Annotated in this window: 14 protein-coding genes; all 14 read left to right on the top strand. The window is 40.4% G+C overall.

The window, feature by feature from the left end; translation table 11 throughout:
- The first annotated feature begins 15 nt into the window (after positions 1 to 15).
- On the top strand, positions 16 to 1,656 hold the full coding sequence (locus tag TY49_RS06365; RefSeq protein WP_041965073.1) for an ABC transporter substrate-binding protein: 1,641 nt from the start codon (positions 16 to 18) through the stop codon (positions 1,654 to 1,656).
- A gap of 169 nt (positions 1,657 to 1,825) precedes the next feature.
- Positions 1,826 to 3,163 (top strand): amidase, encoded by a 1,338-nt coding sequence (locus tag TY49_RS06360; RefSeq protein WP_084135400.1) that lies wholly within the window; start codon positions 1,826 to 1,828, stop codon positions 3,161 to 3,163.
- The gene (locus TY49_RS06355) at positions 3,156 to 4,295 is read left to right on the top strand and encodes a M20 family metallopeptidase (protein ID WP_041965071.1); all 1,140 of its coding nucleotides are present in this window, start codon (positions 3,156 to 3,158) and stop codon (positions 4,293 to 4,295) included. The genes TY49_RS06360 and TY49_RS06355 overlap by 8 nt, the downstream gene beginning before the upstream one ends.
- 15 nt (positions 4,296 to 4,310) lie before the next feature.
- Positions 4,311 to 5,036: a creatininase family protein gene (locus TY49_RS06350; RefSeq protein WP_041965070.1), complete on the top strand. Its 726-nt coding sequence runs from the start codon at positions 4,311 to 4,313 to the stop codon at positions 5,034 to 5,036.
- Positions 5,020 to 6,294 carry a hypothetical protein gene (locus tag TY49_RS06345; protein ID WP_041965069.1) on the top strand — a complete coding sequence of 425 codons (1,275 nt, stop codon included), beginning with the start codon at positions 5,020 to 5,022 and terminating at the stop codon, positions 6,292 to 6,294. The genes TY49_RS06350 and TY49_RS06345 overlap by 17 nt, the downstream gene beginning before the upstream one ends.
- Positions 6,295 to 6,357: 63 nt before the next feature.
- Positions 6,358 to 7,398, top strand: coding sequence for a ketopantoate reductase family protein (locus TY49_RS06340; protein ID WP_041965068.1), 1,041 nt, complete (start codon positions 6,358 to 6,360; stop codon positions 7,396 to 7,398).
- Positions 7,399 to 7,417: 19 nt separating this feature from the next.
- On the top strand, positions 7,418 to 9,028 hold the full coding sequence (locus tag TY49_RS06335) for an ABC transporter substrate-binding protein (protein WP_041965067.1): 1,611 nt from the start codon (positions 7,418 to 7,420) through the stop codon (positions 9,026 to 9,028).
- Between the two features lie 265 nt (positions 9,029 to 9,293).
- The gene (locus TY49_RS06330) at positions 9,294 to 9,866 is read left to right on the top strand and encodes a GNAT family N-acetyltransferase (protein ID WP_041965066.1); all 573 of its coding nucleotides are present in this window, start codon (positions 9,294 to 9,296) and stop codon (positions 9,864 to 9,866) included.
- Positions 9,859 to 11,607 carry a M28 family peptidase gene (locus TY49_RS06325; RefSeq protein ID WP_232310393.1) on the top strand — a complete coding sequence of 583 codons (1,749 nt, stop codon included), beginning with the start codon at positions 9,859 to 9,861 and terminating at the stop codon, positions 11,605 to 11,607. The genes TY49_RS06330 and TY49_RS06325 overlap by 8 nt, the downstream gene beginning before the upstream one ends.
- Positions 11,594 to 12,331, top strand: a complete 738-nt coding sequence (locus TY49_RS06320) for an SDR family oxidoreductase (protein ID WP_041965065.1) — start codon at positions 11,594 to 11,596, stop codon at positions 12,329 to 12,331. The genes TY49_RS06325 and TY49_RS06320 overlap by 14 nt, the downstream gene beginning before the upstream one ends.
- Before the next feature lie 307 nt (positions 12,332 to 12,638).
- Positions 12,639 to 13,529, top strand: a complete 891-nt coding sequence (locus TY49_RS06315) for a carbohydrate kinase family protein (protein ID WP_041965064.1) — start codon at positions 12,639 to 12,641, stop codon at positions 13,527 to 13,529.
- Between the two features lie 63 nt (positions 13,530 to 13,592).
- Positions 13,593 to 13,856, top strand: a complete 264-nt coding sequence (locus tag TY49_RS06310) for a hypothetical protein (RefSeq protein WP_041965063.1) — start codon at positions 13,593 to 13,595, stop codon at positions 13,854 to 13,856.
- 558 nt (positions 13,857 to 14,414) lie between these two features.
- Positions 14,415 to 14,864 carry a hypothetical protein gene (locus tag TY49_RS06300; RefSeq protein ID WP_041965061.1) on the top strand — a complete coding sequence of 150 codons (450 nt, stop codon included), beginning with the start codon at positions 14,415 to 14,417 and terminating at the stop codon, positions 14,862 to 14,864.
- Positions 14,865 to 14,953: 89 nt separating this feature from the next.
- Complete coding sequence (locus TY49_RS06295; protein ID WP_041965060.1) at positions 14,954 to 15,310, top strand: hypothetical protein; 357 nt, start codon at positions 14,954 to 14,956, stop codon at positions 15,308 to 15,310.
- The last annotated feature ends 10 nt before the right edge of the window (positions 15,311 to 15,320 follow it).

Genomic DNA, 15,320 nt, shown 5'->3' with positions numbered 1-15,320 from the left:
TCTGGGGGGAAACAAATGAAGAGGAAGAGTATCTTATTTAAAGTGATGGCCATGACCCTGATTCTGTTACTTGCTTTGACTGGATGTAATAAGTACAACCAAGAGACGACAACTACACCAGCAGAAGGAAAGAAAGAAGAAAAGAACGAGACGCCAGCAGAACCACAGGGTTCTGGAAATCCAGAAGTCTTCAATTTCGCCACCAACCAGGATATACCTCATCTTGACCCACATGGCACTGCTGCTAATACTTCGTTCCGTGTAACATATATGCTTTATGATCGCCTCGTTACTTATGATGGAACAGATACTGAAGTTAAACCTCAACTGGCCGAAAAGTGGGATGTTTCCGATGATGGTTTGACCTACACATTCTATCTGAACAAGGAAGCGAAATTCCATGATGGTACTCCTGTAACAGCTGAAGCTGTTCAATATTCATTCACTCGTGCAATTGATATTGGAAAGTCGGCTGCTGGACAATTTAAAAAGGTTATCTCAAAGGATAGCTTCGAGATTGTTGATGACCATACAATCAAGATTACTCTTGAAAAGCCATTTGCACCGTTCATCAAAACACTTGGTACTGTTTTTGCCAATATCGTCAATCCAAAGCTTGCTGAAAATCATGGCGATGATTTAGGTGAAAGTTATCTTGCAGATAAGGGCTACGGTTCTGGTCCATACATTCTTGAAAGCTGGGATCGCGGACAGAAAATAGTTTTAAAAGCAAATGAGAATTACTGGGGAGAAGTACCTAAATTAAAAACTGTCAACATCATGATTGTCAACGAGCCTTCAACTGCAAGATTAATGCTTGAAAAAGGCGAAGTGGATTTGCTCGACTACTCTATGCTATCTCCTGATGTCATGAAACAAATGGAAGGTACAGAGGGGATCGACGTCATCACACAGCCTGGATACCAGATTGACGATATCGCGATTAACATGGAGAAGAAACCTCTTGATAATGTGAAGGTGCGCCAGGCATTGGCACACGCCGTAAACTACGATTCTATTAATAATGATATTCTTCTTGGAGCTGGTAAGCGTATCGGCGGAATCATCCCTGAAGGAATGTTTGGCTATAACCCTGATGTGAAACAATATGATTTTGACCTTGATAAAGCAAAAGCCTTACTTGAAGAGGCAGGACTCGGAGACGGCTTTGAGACAGAAATCCTGATTTCCGAGAACAATGAAGTCCGTAAGAATATTGCTGTCATGATGCAATCAGACTTTAAAAAGATCGGTGTTGACTTGAAAATCAAGACATTGGCATGGCCGACATTCCTTGAAACTGTTACATCAGGAGGCCATCAGTTAGCCCTGGCAGCATGGACACCGGATTATGCTGACCCGGATTACAACCTTTGGTACTTTGCTCATTCTACTAGTAAGGGCCCAGGCTTTAACCTTGCATTCTATGAAAACAGCAAAGTCGATCAGCTATTGGAAGAAGGCAGAAAGACTGTCGATGAAGGCAGACGTGAGGAAATCTACAAGGAAATCCAGGCAGTCATGAGCGAAGAAGTTCCCTATATCTTCCCTGCACAGCGTCTTGTCCAGGCTACTCAAAGGTCTTGGGTAAAAGGGTATGAAATCAATCCAATGAACACATGGTATGTTCCGTTCCAGAAGATGACGAAAGAATAATTCCAGTAAAACGACCGCAGGACTTTATCGTATGCGGTCGTTTTATTCAATCAAATTCAGGAGGGAAAGCAATGTGGAAGTTTTGGAACTTGAGGCGTGTCGCGGTCGATTTCTTCCTGGTAACAGCACCGGTAAATAGGATTGATCCTTTACTGGCAATAGGTGATGAATGATGAAAAAGTGGTCCGATTTAACGATTTTGGAAGTGGCTGAGTTATACAGGCGAAAGGAATTGTCGCCTGTTGAACTAGTCGGAAGCACCTTCGAAAGGCTTAAAGAAGTTGACTCAAAACTTAACAGTTTTATTACGGTAATGGAATCAGAAGCCAAGGAAGCAGCGAAAGAGGCTGAGGCTGCTTTTTTAAGAAATGAAGTGAAGCATGTTTTATACGGCATTCCATACAGCGTAAAGGATCTTTATTATACACAAGGAGTCAGGACGACGTGCGGGTCCAAGATCCTTAAGGGGTATATCCCTGACACCACTGCTCCATTGGTATCACGGCTGAAGAATTGCGGAGCCATTCTCATTGGTAAAACGAATATGCTGGAGTTTGCTTATGGAATTGTTCACCCGGAGTATGGGCAGACAAACAATCCCTGGGACCTGAGAAAGACTGCTGGAGGATCTAGCGGCGGATCTGCTGCATCCGTGGCAGCGGGGATAGGATTATTTTCACTTGGATCAGATACAGGGGGCTCAATAAGGATTCCTGCTTCTTATTGTGGAATCGCTGGGCTAAAACCGACATACGGTTTACTTTCGCTCGAAGGAATATTTCCTTTATCGCCCTCACTCGATCATGTCGGTCCCATGGCTAAAAGTTCGGAAGATTTAATGGTTGTTATGGAAGCACTTGTGCGGGGTTTTCACTTTGCAAAACTTCCGAAAAATGAAAATGTAATTATCGGAATTCTTCCGGCTGACAAATTTTCAGATGTAAACGAAGAGGTAGCAAGAATTTATAAAGAGGCATTAGAACATGTAAAGAAACTAGAATGGACTGTAGAGGAAATCGAGTTGAAGTACTTTGATTTTACAGAAGAGATCGTTATGAATGTGCTTTTACCGGAAGCGGCTTCAATTCATGAAAGATGGCTTTCCAGGAAAGAAGAGTATGCTCCTTTAACATATAAACAGATTGAGGCTGGTTTGGTTCATCGATCTCTTGATTACTTGAAAGCGAAAAATGAATTAGTGAGTGCGAGAAAGGATGTGGACGGAGTATTGGAAGACGTGGATTTTCTGCTCATGCCTACTGTTCCTTATCCTGCACCTGAAGAGGATCCAGCCCTTGAGGATGATAACGAAATGAAATTTACCGGTTTATTCAATGTTACAGGACATCCAGCTATGACGATTAACGCAGGTTTTACAAAGAATAATCTTCCGGTTGGACTACAGCTTGTTGGAAGATGTTTAGACGACAATAGACTGATTGAAACAGCAGCGAAATTAGAAAAACTGTTGGGCAAATCAATGAAAGGAATCAAAGTGAATGTCTGATATTTTAAACTACCTTAAGGAACACAGTAACTCCATTACTGACACTTTGCTTAGGTTGACAAAGGCTGAATCTCCTTCCCATACAAAGGATCTGGTAGATAAGTGCGGTCAAGTTCTGGGGGAGGAATTCGAGAGATTAGTAGGGAGTTCCGTTGAAATGATTGAAAAAATAGAAGTTGGCAATCAATACAAATTTACATATGGAAAAGGTGGCGATGAAGGACAGATTCTAGTGATTGGCCACATGGATACAGTATGGGATGAGGGGGCATTGCCAATACGACAGGAAGGAAACTTGCTTTATGGCCCAGGGGTCTTTGATATGAAAGGCGGCCTCACTATTACACTATGGGCATTAAAGGCATTGAAAGAAACGAGTGCTCAACTTAACAAGAAAATTACCTTCCTGGTTACAACAGATGAAGAAGTTGGCAGTACCCATTCGAAGGAAATTATCCTCAAGGAAGCTGAAAAAAGCTCAGTCGTATTTGTTCCGGAATCAAGCATCGGACCAGATGGTGCAGTAAAAACCATAAGAAAAGGTGCTGCGCAGTTCCTCATGAAAGTCGAAGGAATTGCAGCTCATGCTGGGATCAATGCATGGGATGGTGCGAGTGCAATCGAAGAGTTGGCTTATCAAATCCTGGATTTGAAAAAGCTTGAAAATCGTGATGAAGGCATTTCGGTGAATGTCGGTGTAGTGAAAGGCGGTACCCGAGGGAATGTCATTGCAAAGGAAGCTGTGGCAGAAATTGATGTTCGCATCACCAAAAAAGCACAGGCAGAAAAGATTACAGAAGCAATCTTGAACAGGCCTGTTTTTGTAAAAGGAACAAAGGTCGAGGTTATTGGAGAAATCGATCGATACCCTCTTGAACGGACGGAGGCAGTGATTCAATTGTATGACGAGTTGAAGGGAATCGCCGCATCACACGGATATGATTTGAATGAAGGGTCTTCAGGCGGAGCGAGCGACGGCAACTTCACCTCAGGGATAGGCATTCCGACAATCGATGGACTGGGCCCGCTTGGTGATGGAGCCCACACAGAGAAGGAACATGTTGATTTATCTAATCTCCCATACAGGGCCGCACTGATGGCTGAAATTATCCAGAGATACGCCAACAAATAAAGGGGGTCTGACATAATGTACATGATGGATTTAACAGCCTCAAAATTCAAGGAAATTAAATCTTCCGTAGACACTGTTTTGCTGCCAATTGGAATGATTGAAATGCATGGACCTCATTGTTCGCTCGGAACAGATGTATGGATTCCACGTGAGTTTGTCCGACGGCTTGACCAGAGGATTGGAGACAGAGTATTGATGGCCCCTGAAGTTGCTTACGGTCATTCTTGGGGTCTTGCCCCATTTGAAGGGACGATTGATATTTCTGCTGAGGCTTTTTCTCAATATGTCTATGAAATCGGGAAGGAGTTTCACCGGAATGGTTTTGAACAAATTGTCCTGTTCAACGGGCACGGAGGCAATATTCCAAGCTTAACGACTGTTGCCGAAAAGCTTGCTGACCTAGGGATGAAGGTTTTAACCATCAATTGGTGGGTGGATTACCGTGAACAAATTCTTGAAATCACAAAAGGACCTGGCCACGGTGGAGAAGACGAGACTTCATTAATTCTTGCTATTGATGAGAAGCTTGCTGATCCTAGTCTTGCTGGTGACCATCAGGTAAATATGAATCCGAAAATCAAGTACGAAAAATCAGGCAAGGTGTTATTTAAGGATGGCTATCTAGGCAATGCAGGAGCAGCAACAGCCGAAAAAGGCGAAAGATTATATGAAATGATGCTGGAACTAGTTTTATCCGATATTGAAGATCTATGGAGGGTTGCATATGAATCGGTCAATTAAGGAAGAGAAGCAGATGTTGAGATGGACTGATGAACCAGTGGGGGGAAAAATCGTTGATGTTGTCGTCAGTTTGAATGAACAGGCTCAAAAATTACACAGCCAGGAGGTTGCCACGGCTAGTTACAGTAATCTGAAGCCGACGCTTTCCAGCTTCGATGAGATTGGTGACGTTCTGGATGAAGTAGAAAGTGCACTCAAAACGAAAGAAGGACATGAAGGAGAATATATGAGAGCTATGGCGAACGGGTTTCGTTATTTTGCTCGAAGCCTGCAGGGTGACAATGTTCCATATGAAGAACTGATTGCGAACATACAGGAGTTGCCATCCACCTTGATAACTGAACAACAGCTAGAATATGCTAGGCAGCTGGTTGAAAAAGGGCTGTCAGACCTTGGGTACAAAGGAAGTTTATTTGAAAAAGCTACTGCCTGGCGTTCTGATACATTGATTGAGCCTGAACAGGTGACAACCGTAGCAGAAAACTTCCGTGAAAACAGCAAGCAAGGGACTTTGAAAAGGGTAATAGGGCTTCCAGAGGAAGATGGGATCGATTGGATCAAGCCAATCAGAGGAGTGTTCTGGAGCGGGTATTCCAAATATACCGGCAGCTATCGCGGAAACTTAACCTTCAATATTGACCGCCCATGGACAGAACCGATCCTTGCACAAATTATGACGCATGAAGGCTATCCTGGACACCAGGCATTCTATTGCCGATGGGATTACTTATTCCAGCAGGGAAAGCTTCCACTCGAGGCTTCGTACTACTTAATCAACAGTCCTACCAATGCATTGTTTGAAGGTGGACCTGAAACAGCCCTAAGCTTCCTTGGCTGGGATGATGTAAACGAAGAAACACCTGGTGTAACGGATGAGCAGAAGCAACAGTACTTACTAGCAAGGAATTATCTCGATTACCAAAGGATGTTCACCACTAATGCCTGCTATATGTATAACCTTGGCCAGGTATCAAAGGAGGAAACAATAGATTATTTAATCAATAAAGGCGGTATAACCGAAATTGAAGCAAACAATGCCTTCCGATTCTTCTCAGATCCTATTCAAAAAACTTATTTCCCTTGCTACTATTATGGCCGTTGGATGGTAGGAAACGCCTATAAAGAAACTCCTAAAGAAAAACGAGAAGAGTATTTCTCCATTCTCTATGACACACCACATACAACGAATACTTTTATCAAAGCGATCAGCAAGTTGAACGGAAAAGAATTCGATGCTTTTAACACGTTGAAACAATAAAGGTAGAAGGTGAGGCTTTTGTGGCTTCACCTTCAAAAAAATATACTCAGTGGAGGTGAATGAATGGAAATAACGATTATTGGCTCGGGTGCAATTGGAGGGGTTCTTGGCGCCTATATCGCGAGAGCAGGTGTAAATGTAGTTTTCTGTGATATTGAGCAAGAACATGTAAATCACATCAGGTATAAAGGATTAAGGATAGAGGGTCCGGCAGAAGAATTTGTAGTCAAAGGAGAAGCGTATACACCAGAAGAATTAATAGCAAGAAACAAGCAGCTTGATTGGGTTTTTATTTGCACAAAGGCCCACCATGCTCAACAGGCATTGGACCAGGTCTGCCAATTGATCAACAAAGACGCAACAATTGTATCTTTTCAAAACGGATTAATAGATTTGAAAGTTCCCGTACAAAAGAAGGTGTCTGAGCCACTATGTTGTTTTGTCAACTTTTCGGCAGATTATCTTGAGCCAGGCCGGATTTTGTATGGTGGGGTATCCTCTGTTGCGATAGGAGAATTTAACGGGACATCTACCGATAGATTGAAAGTGTTGAAAAATATATTGGAACATTGGGGTCCAGTTAAACAAACGCATAATATATTGGGATATTTATGGAGTAAGTTGTCATATGCAGCATTATTGTATGCAACCGCCCTAGTAGATGAGACTATGGCCACTGTCGTAGATAGGAAAGAATTCAGGCCAGCACTTATTGAGCTATGTGCTGAAACACTTGAAGCAGCACACGTAAAGAACGTGAATGTCCATTCCTTTGATGTATGGAGGCCGGAATTAATCTTTCCAAGGGAAAACCAAAAACAAGAACTGTTAAATGCAGAATTTGATCGTATTTCGACTTGGATGGCAAAAAATAAAAAACAAAAAAGTGGAATATGGAGGGACATTGCCATAAGAAGGCGAAAGACAGAGGTGGATTTTGATTTAGTTCCAATATTAGAGATTGGCAGACAGCATAATTTGTCCTTCCCTCTAACTAAATTTGTAATTGAAAGAATAAAAGAGTTAGAGCAAGGGGCCAAGCAAATGTCATGGGATAATCTAATGGATTTGAAGAAGCTATATGAGGATGATGTCCTAAGATAATGAAGAGAGGGGTTTGAGGATGAAAAAGAGTCAACCTTTTGTATTATTTATATTGCTGCTTTGTTCCGTCTTATTAATAGCTGGGTGTAATAAATACAATGAAGAGGCTACAACAAAATCGAATGATCAAAAAGACAAACCACAATCTGACACTGCCAGTGAAGTCTTCAATTTTGCAACCAATCAGGATATTCCTCACTTAGATCCTCACGGAACCGGAGCTAATACATCTTTTAGAATAACTTATATGCTCTATGATCGACTTGTTAATTATGATGGTACCACCACAGAAATTTCCCCAATGCTGGCGGAAAAATGGGACATTGAAAACAATGGACTGAGTTATACTTTCCATTTAAGAAAGGACGCAAAATTCCATGACGGCAGTGCAGTTACTGCCGAAGCGGTTAAATATTCATACTTAAGAGCATTAAAAGTAGGTAAATCAGCAGCGGGACAGTTTAAAAAAGTAATTGATGAAGATAGTTTCGAAATTGTCGATGATCATACGATCACTATCAATCTCAAACATCCATATGCTCCATTTCTTAAAACTTTAGGAACTGTTTATGCGAATATAGTCAATCCGAAACTAGCTGAACATGAGGGTGAAGATCTAGGAGAAGAATACCTTGCTGATAAAGAAATGGGATCAGGACCCTATAAACTTGAAAGCTGGGACCGAGGGCAGAAACTTGTATTAACTGCAAATGAAGACTATTGGGGAGAAAAGCCAACTTTGAAGAAAGTCAATATACTCGTTATACCAGAAGCATCGACAGCAAGAATCATGCTGGAAAAAGGTGAAGTGGATATGCTGGACACTACCACTATTTCTCCAGCGACTCTGGAAGAAATGGACGGCAAAAATGGAATCAAAGTTCATTCTTCTCCAAGCTACAAACTAGTATTTGGAGACATGAACATGTCGAAAGCTCCATTTGATAATCCTCTTATTAGAAAGGCGTTTGTCCATGCTGTTAACTATGAAGCGATTATAGAAAATATCTATCTTGGGAATGCATTTAGGGTTAACTCGGCAGTTCCTAAGGGGATGTTCGGTTTTGCTAAGGATACTCCTCTATATCCTTATGATTTAGAAAAAGCAAAGCAATTAATCGAAGAGGCTGGTTATAAAGATATGCTTGAATTTGAAATTTCAATTTCAGAAAATGATGAGGTTTATAAAAACATGGCCGTGACTATCCAATCAGATTTGGCAAAGATTGGTGCAAAAGTAACTATAAAAGAATACGCGTGGCCTACTTATCTAGACTTGATAACTTCAGGAAACCATAATATTTCCTTAGGCGCTTGGACACCTGACTTTGCAGACCCTGATTATAACTTATGGTATTTTGCGCATTCCTCAAGTAAAGGGCCGGGCTTTAACACAGCATTTTATGACAATAAACAAGTTGATCAACTGTTAGAAGAAGCACGTACTACTGTTGATGAAGCAAAACGCGAAGATTTATATGAAGACGTTCAGAAAATCATGGCAGAAGAAATTCCTTACGCCTTTATAGCACAAACGATGGAAAGCGCACCTGTAAAGGATTATGTAAAAGGATTTGAAATGAATCCAATGAATACATGGTATGTGCCTTTCCATAAAATGTCCAAATAATTAAGAGAGGGCAGGTTTTGAAATGGTTTAAACCTGCTCCCTTCATTCATATAGGCTGTTTTCGTAAAGATTGTTGTTAAAATCCTAAAGCCGATTTAACGTGAAAAAAGCTATTTTGTAGTTCGGTATTAAGTGTGCAAGCTCTTTTCTCCTAATAATCTTTAATTTTGTGAAGAAACATAGGTTATCTAATCCTATTTTGTTGTCAATAGCAACAAAGTTTGAGAAAAGAGCCTTCATATTAAAGTGAAAGAGGCTCATCAACATGATCGAATTGAAATACTTTACAGAAGGTGACATCCCACAACTTATAAGCTGGATTGATAGTCCTGAATTTCTACTGCAATGGAGCGGGACAGGATTTACCTATCCGCTGACGCACCAACAGCTCATTAAGTATTTGGGTGAAGCAAATAAAGTGGGTTCAGAGATTCAGGCTTTTAAGGTTGTCCACGTTGAATCATCGAAGGTAATCGGGCATATTTCGCTTGGTTCAATCAATCTTCATAATAGAAATGCGAGAATGTGTCGAGTCCTAATTGGTGATGAGGAGATGAAAGGCAAGGGCTTAGCTCCTTTAATGGTCAATAAGCTGTTAAATATAGCATTTGTACAATTTGGACTTCATAAGGTGAGCCTTGCTGTATATGATTTCAATACCCCAGCTCTTAAACTCTATCAGAAAATGGGTTTTCAAACAGAGGGATTGATTAGAGAAGCATCGAGAATCGTGAACGATTATTGGAGTTATTATGAGATGAGTATTTTGGATCGAGAGTGGAGTTCAGTATTAAATGAAAATGGGAGGGAGAACCTTGGAAAAGTTGACGGTGATTGAAAGAGAAATAATATCCCACATAAATGCAAATCAACTAATGGATTATAACAGGGAAATTGCCAAAGAGGTAAGACTGTCAGGATCTGAAGAAGAGCTTCGTGCGTTCAAATTTGCCCAAAAGTCTTTGGAAAGCTTTGGGCTAGAGACTGAACTTTCTTTTCACGAAGCGTACATTTCTCTTCCACGTAAAGCTAGCTTAAAGATTGGGGATATCGATGTGCCTTGTATTACTCACTCAATGGCACCGTCCACCAAAGAAGGCGGCTTATTAGGAGAATCCGTTTATATTGGTGATTATACAGATGGTAAGCTTTCTCTTTGCAAGGGCAAAATTAGCGTTGTAGAAGGCATTGCAAGTCCAGAAGTTATAGCAAAGCTTAGTGATGCCGGAACCCTTGCCGTCGTCTTTATAAATGGACCATATACACATGAAATGATTGTTTCAACTGTTTGGGGAAGTCCCACTGCCGAAAATATCTCACAAATGCCGAAGATTCCTGTAGTTTCAGTAAATGATGACTCTGGTGAAATCCTAAAAAAGTCGATTGCTGAAGGGAAGAGCCAGGTAGAATTACATACCGAGGTTGAAACGAAATGGACAGCAATCCCAACGTTAATCGCCGAAATTAAAGGGGAAGAAGAACCAGAGCATTTTGTCTTATTCAGTGGCCATATCGATTCGTGGCATTACGGAGCCATGGATAACGGATCTGCAAATGCGACTATGCTAGAGGTCGCGAGAGTGCTGTCAAAATATAAAAACAAAATGAAACGATCGATTCGTTTTGCTTTTTGGTCAGGACATTCTCATGGCAGATATGCTGGTTCACAGGCCTACTGTGATCAGCATTGGGAAGAAATCCACGAGAATTGCGTCATGCATTTCTATATTGATTCTGTCGGAGGAAAAGGAGCTACTATCCTTAGCGAGAGTAACTGTATGAGTGAAACTAAAGATATTGCGTCTCTCTATGTGAAGGAATTAGCCGGTCAGGATTATGTTGGCAGCAGATATGGAAAGTACGCTGACCAATCTTTTTGGGGAGCGGGAGTTCCATCCTTGTATATGGGAATGTCCGAACAACAACTATCTAATGACCCGATGTCCCAAAAAGTGTTTCAAGTTTTTGCGGGAAAAGAGGCAGGAGGGTTCGGTTGGTGGTGGCATACAGTTGAAGACACAATTGATAAAATCCATCCTGCCAATTTAAAGCGCGATTGTGAAATCTATGTTCTCTCAATCTATAAAGTTTTAACCGATCCTATTGTGCCGATCAACCAATTGGCTGCGGTTCTAGAAATTAAAGTTACGATAAAAAAATATCAAGAAACAGCAGGAGATAAAGTGAATCTGGACTTAACCTTGGAACGTTTAAATGAACTTGAAGAAGTAATCATGAAGGTGCAATCTACTTTACCAACTTCGGCGCTGTTGGTTGAAGACCAGAAGGAAATAAATAAGAGAATCATGGCAATTTCACGTAGTCTTGTTCCTCTTAATTATGTAAGTAATGACCTTTTCGAACATGATCCGGCTGTTGGTTTATTGCCAGTTCCCTCGCTCTCCTCAATTAATAGAATGGCTTCCTTGGAGAAGGGGACACATGAGTTTTATTTGTTGAACAACTCTATAAACAGGCAGGTTAATAAAGTGAATTATTTATTGAAAAATGCACTTAAAGAGGCTCATAACTTATTAACTTTTAATAAAAAAAGGGGTGGCAATTATGTCGGTAATTAAAAATAAAGTTGTAATTATTACAGGGGCTAGCAGTGGGATCGGTCGTGCAACTGCTGTTAAATTAGCAAGTGTAGGTGCGAAAATTGTTCTTGCTGCAAGGAGGAAAGAACGATTGCAAGAGCTTGCCGAGGAAATCCAATCACTTGGCGGCACAGCTGTTTATAAAGTTACCGATGTCACTTCACTGGAGGATGTTCAAAATTTGGCTGGTTTCGCACTTGAACATTATGGCCAAATCGATGTGCTTTTTAATAATGCTGGAATCATGCCGCTTTCCTATATGAAAAATAATAGAGTGGAAGAATGGGATCAAATGATTGATGTCAACATTAAAGGAGTTTTACACGGTGTAAGTGCTGTACTTCCTCATATGCTTGAAAAAAACAGTGGTCACATCATCACGACATCTTCCGTTGCCGGACATGGAATCTTCCCATCAGGAACAGTATATTGTGCAACAAAGTTTGCTGCCAGGGTGATTATGGAGGGACTTAATAAAGAATTGACCAAATCGAATATCAGGACTACCACGATCTCCCCGGGTGTCGTAGATACGGAGCTGCCAAATTTAATTGTTGACCAAGAAGTAAAGCCTATATTTGAGAACCCGGATCTACCTTCTATACGGAGTGAAGATATTGCAAATGCAGTTCATTATGCACTTTCTCAGCCCGCATCAGTTGCTGTAAATGAAATCATCATCAGGCCAACGAACCAGGGGTAATGAAGGTGAACAGAAGACTTTAACTTCAAAAATCATGAAATTAGTCTGATAGTACATCAATTAGTTCTACCAGCGACCAAAAGCCACCTGTTGAAATGAGACGGGTGGCTATTATTTGACCAATTTCCCTCATTTGGGTGTTCTCCCCTATAAAGAAATCCATAAAGTCAAAGATTGTTTTGTAATTTGTTAACGAGTGGACAAAGAGATCAATAAAATCAAGAGTATTATCTGTTATGCTCGAATTACAAAAAAAGGTTTTGTTGCTTAATCTATTGAGGACTGATTGGAAAAGGAGGAATATAAGTTGGGCAATGTTCTTATAATAGGTGGAACTACATTCGATTCGGTCATTCATCTGGATAAACTTCCAGATCCGGTGCCGCAAACAATCCATTATGCAGCATATACTGAGACTTTGGGTTCTACTGGCGCGGGGAAAGCACTGAACCTTTCCAAGCTGAAAGTGCCTGCTACACTCCATTCCATTATCGGAAATGATGAGTATGGAGTGAAAATCCGAAAGAAACTGGATGAAGTCGGTGTCGATTTTGTTTATGACCATGACCCTCGGGGGACAGAGAGACATGTCAATTTGATGAGTCCCCAGGGAGATAGAATATCGATATTTGTTACCCAGTCATCATCAGAATTGCATTTGAACTTGCACAGGATCGAGCAGCTAATCAAAGAGGCTGATTTGGTTGTGTTGAATATCATTGCTTACACAAAGCAGCTAATCCCATTATTAAAACAATACAAAAAAACCGTGTGGACCGATTTGCACGACTATAATCCAGGCAACCCTTATCACGATGATTTTATCGAGATTGCTGATTTTATATTCGTTAGCTCAGATAATATGCCTGATTACAAACCGATGATGGAAAAGTGGATATCTTTGGGCAAACAACTGGTTGTCTGCACACACGGAAAGAATGGGGCAACGGCTCTGACAAATAATCAGGAATGGCTTGAAACTCCGATTATCAACGAGTATCGATACAAAGATGCGAACGGAGCAGGTGACAGCTTTTTTTCAGGCTTCTTATACGGGTTTTTAAGGGGTAAATCTACTGAGGAATCGCTTAAGCTCGGAACAGTTTGCGCGGGACTTTGTATCACTTCCAAGGAGTTAGCATACGAGGAATTAAATCCTCGACTACTTGAAGAAGAGTATGAGAAATTTTTCGGCTAACTCAATGTGTTTTGTTCCTTGGTATGGGGGAAAATATCTTCACCATACAAAGGGAGTGATAGAATGTTTGTCGAGGGGAAGATCATCTCGGGTGAATTTGATCAATCATTAAATGAATTTTCTCTGCAGCGGGTAAAAAGCTTTGAAACCCAATCCATTTTTAAAGAGTGCCAGATGGAGGCAGTGTATAATTACTTGATAAAACACGAAAGAGATTCTGATGGGCAAATAGTTACACTTTATGACCAGATGCTTGTCAGATTGACGCAGTCCGAGATAAATGAATTGATCAGCGACCTTGAGAGAGTAAAGTCGCTGTATCACTGAAGGAAGCAGGTCTTTTAGATCTGCTTTTTCTATTTCCCAAAAGGAATATCCTATATTTATCCCGAATAGGTAACGAATGAATCTAATATAGATTTTATGAATATTTAGAGGGGGAAGAAGTCCTATCAATACAAAAATAAAACCAGTAGTCGGCGGACTGATTTCAGGGATAGTCCTTGGTTTGTTTTTAAAACTTGTCCAATCTATAACAAGCCTTAAAGTGTACACCTTATTGCTAAATGTTGATTACATACCAATCCTTAAAACCATTAATCTGCATGAAACAGTTGAGTTTGGTTTGCATATGGTAATATCCATAATGCTTGCTTTTGGTGTGAACTTTTACATAACCAGAAAGGACTTCCAGAAAGAAACAATACATCGTTTTGTAATTAGAGTGAGCTTAATCGTTGGTTTGCTGCTATTTCCAACAACGCTTCTCTCAGAACGGACACCGTCAATCACAAGTGCATATGCTTTTTTATTTTGGATGGCCGGGCACTGGATTTATGGATTCGTTTTAGGGAGAGTTTTGTCATATAAGGAAGGTGAGAGGGTTTGAACAAGAAAAATTTCTATATATTATCCATCGTAATTTTTATTTTACTTATATATGGTGTTACCAGATGGATCGATTATCGTGAAAAAAATTTAGCGGATTTACTAGATACAAGTAAAATTGAAAAAATCTATTACAATCAGCTCCCGAAAATGGATGAAAGGGCAACTTATAATCGGCAATTAACTGATGATCAATCAATTCAGGAGCTGATTAGTTTCCTAAATCAATATAAAGTGAAAAAAATCGGAGATCGCGATTTTGTTTCTGAATATCCAGATGAACAATTCCAATTCCAAATGGAATATGAAGACAACAGGGTCACGATGCCTTCCTTAATCGAAAGAGAAGTTTTGTTATTCGATATGTACCAATTTGAAATTACCAATGGACCGGTGGATTATGAATGGCTAGAGAGGTTTTTAGAGAGAAAGGGAGAAGATGTGTAAAAAAATGAATGATTATCCGTTTATTTGAAACCCTTTAGAATTCTCATACGTAATTGTATTAACCACTATTCTTCCGGAGGTGCGTAGTGATGATAAAGAAACTACTGGTTATGGCAATTATACTAATCGCTTTTTTATCAGGCTGTAGTGAAGAAGAACAACAATTGAAAGGGTTGGTTTCTGATCAAGAAGGCATCTATGGCCTGTATGTCGTAGGTGATGAAGAAGTTGATGGAAGCAAGCTCGCAAAAGAAGGCATTGATGAAACAAAAATTCATACGATTTATCATCCAAAGTCGCTGGAAGCAGCTCAGGAGTCTTTCTCGACTGCCGGGATTGAAAAAGAACCTGCATATGTAGTCCTGGATAATAAGGGGATCGCACTGAAAACTTATGATTATGATGAATTGGTGAAATTCCTTAAATCGAATATTCCGCAAAAATAAGTGCCCTTAT

Source organism: Mesobacillus selenatarsenatis SF-1, assembly GCF_000813125.1.
GTDB classification, from domain to species: Bacteria; Bacillota; Bacilli; order Bacillales; family Cytobacillaceae; genus Mesobacillus; species Mesobacillus selenatarsenatis.
The sequence above is the reverse complement of the archived record's forward strand: the minus strand, read 5'-3'. Positions and strand labels throughout refer to the sequence as shown.

Bases quoted from the DNA above. Each gene is read 5' to 3' on its own strand.
- TY49_RS06330 (WP_041965066.1), top strand. From the start codon at position 9,294: ATGATCGAATTGAAATACTTTACAGAAGGTGACATCCCACAACTTATA.
- TY49_RS06360 (WP_084135400.1), top strand. From the start codon at position 1,826: ATGATGAAAAAGTGGTCCGATTTAACGATTTTGGAAGTGGCTGAGTTA.
- TY49_RS06355 (WP_041965071.1), top strand. From the start codon at position 3,156: ATGTCTGATATTTTAAACTACCTTAAGGAACACAGTAACTCCATTACT.
- TY49_RS06340 (WP_041965068.1), top strand. From the start codon at position 6,358: ATGGAAATAACGATTATTGGCTCGGGTGCAATTGGAGGGGTTCTTGGC.
- TY49_RS06335 (WP_041965067.1), top strand. From the start codon at position 7,418: ATGAAAAAGAGTCAACCTTTTGTATTATTTATATTGCTGCTTTGTTCC.
- TY49_RS06345 (WP_041965069.1), top strand. From the start codon at position 5,020: ATGAATCGGTCAATTAAGGAAGAGAAGCAGATGTTGAGATGGACTGAT.
- TY49_RS06310 (WP_041965063.1), top strand. From the start codon at position 13,593: ATGTTTGTCGAGGGGAAGATCATCTCGGGTGAATTTGATCAATCATTA.
- TY49_RS06350 (WP_041965070.1), top strand. From the start codon at position 4,311: ATGTACATGATGGATTTAACAGCCTCAAAATTCAAGGAAATTAAATCT.
- TY49_RS06295 (WP_041965060.1), top strand. From the start codon at position 14,954: ATGATAAAGAAACTACTGGTTATGGCAATTATACTAATCGCTTTTTTA.
- TY49_RS06320 (WP_041965065.1), top strand. From the start codon at position 11,594: ATGTCGGTAATTAAAAATAAAGTTGTAATTATTACAGGGGCTAGCAGT.
- TY49_RS06365 (WP_041965073.1), top strand. From the start codon at position 16: ATGAAGAGGAAGAGTATCTTATTTAAAGTGATGGCCATGACCCTGATT.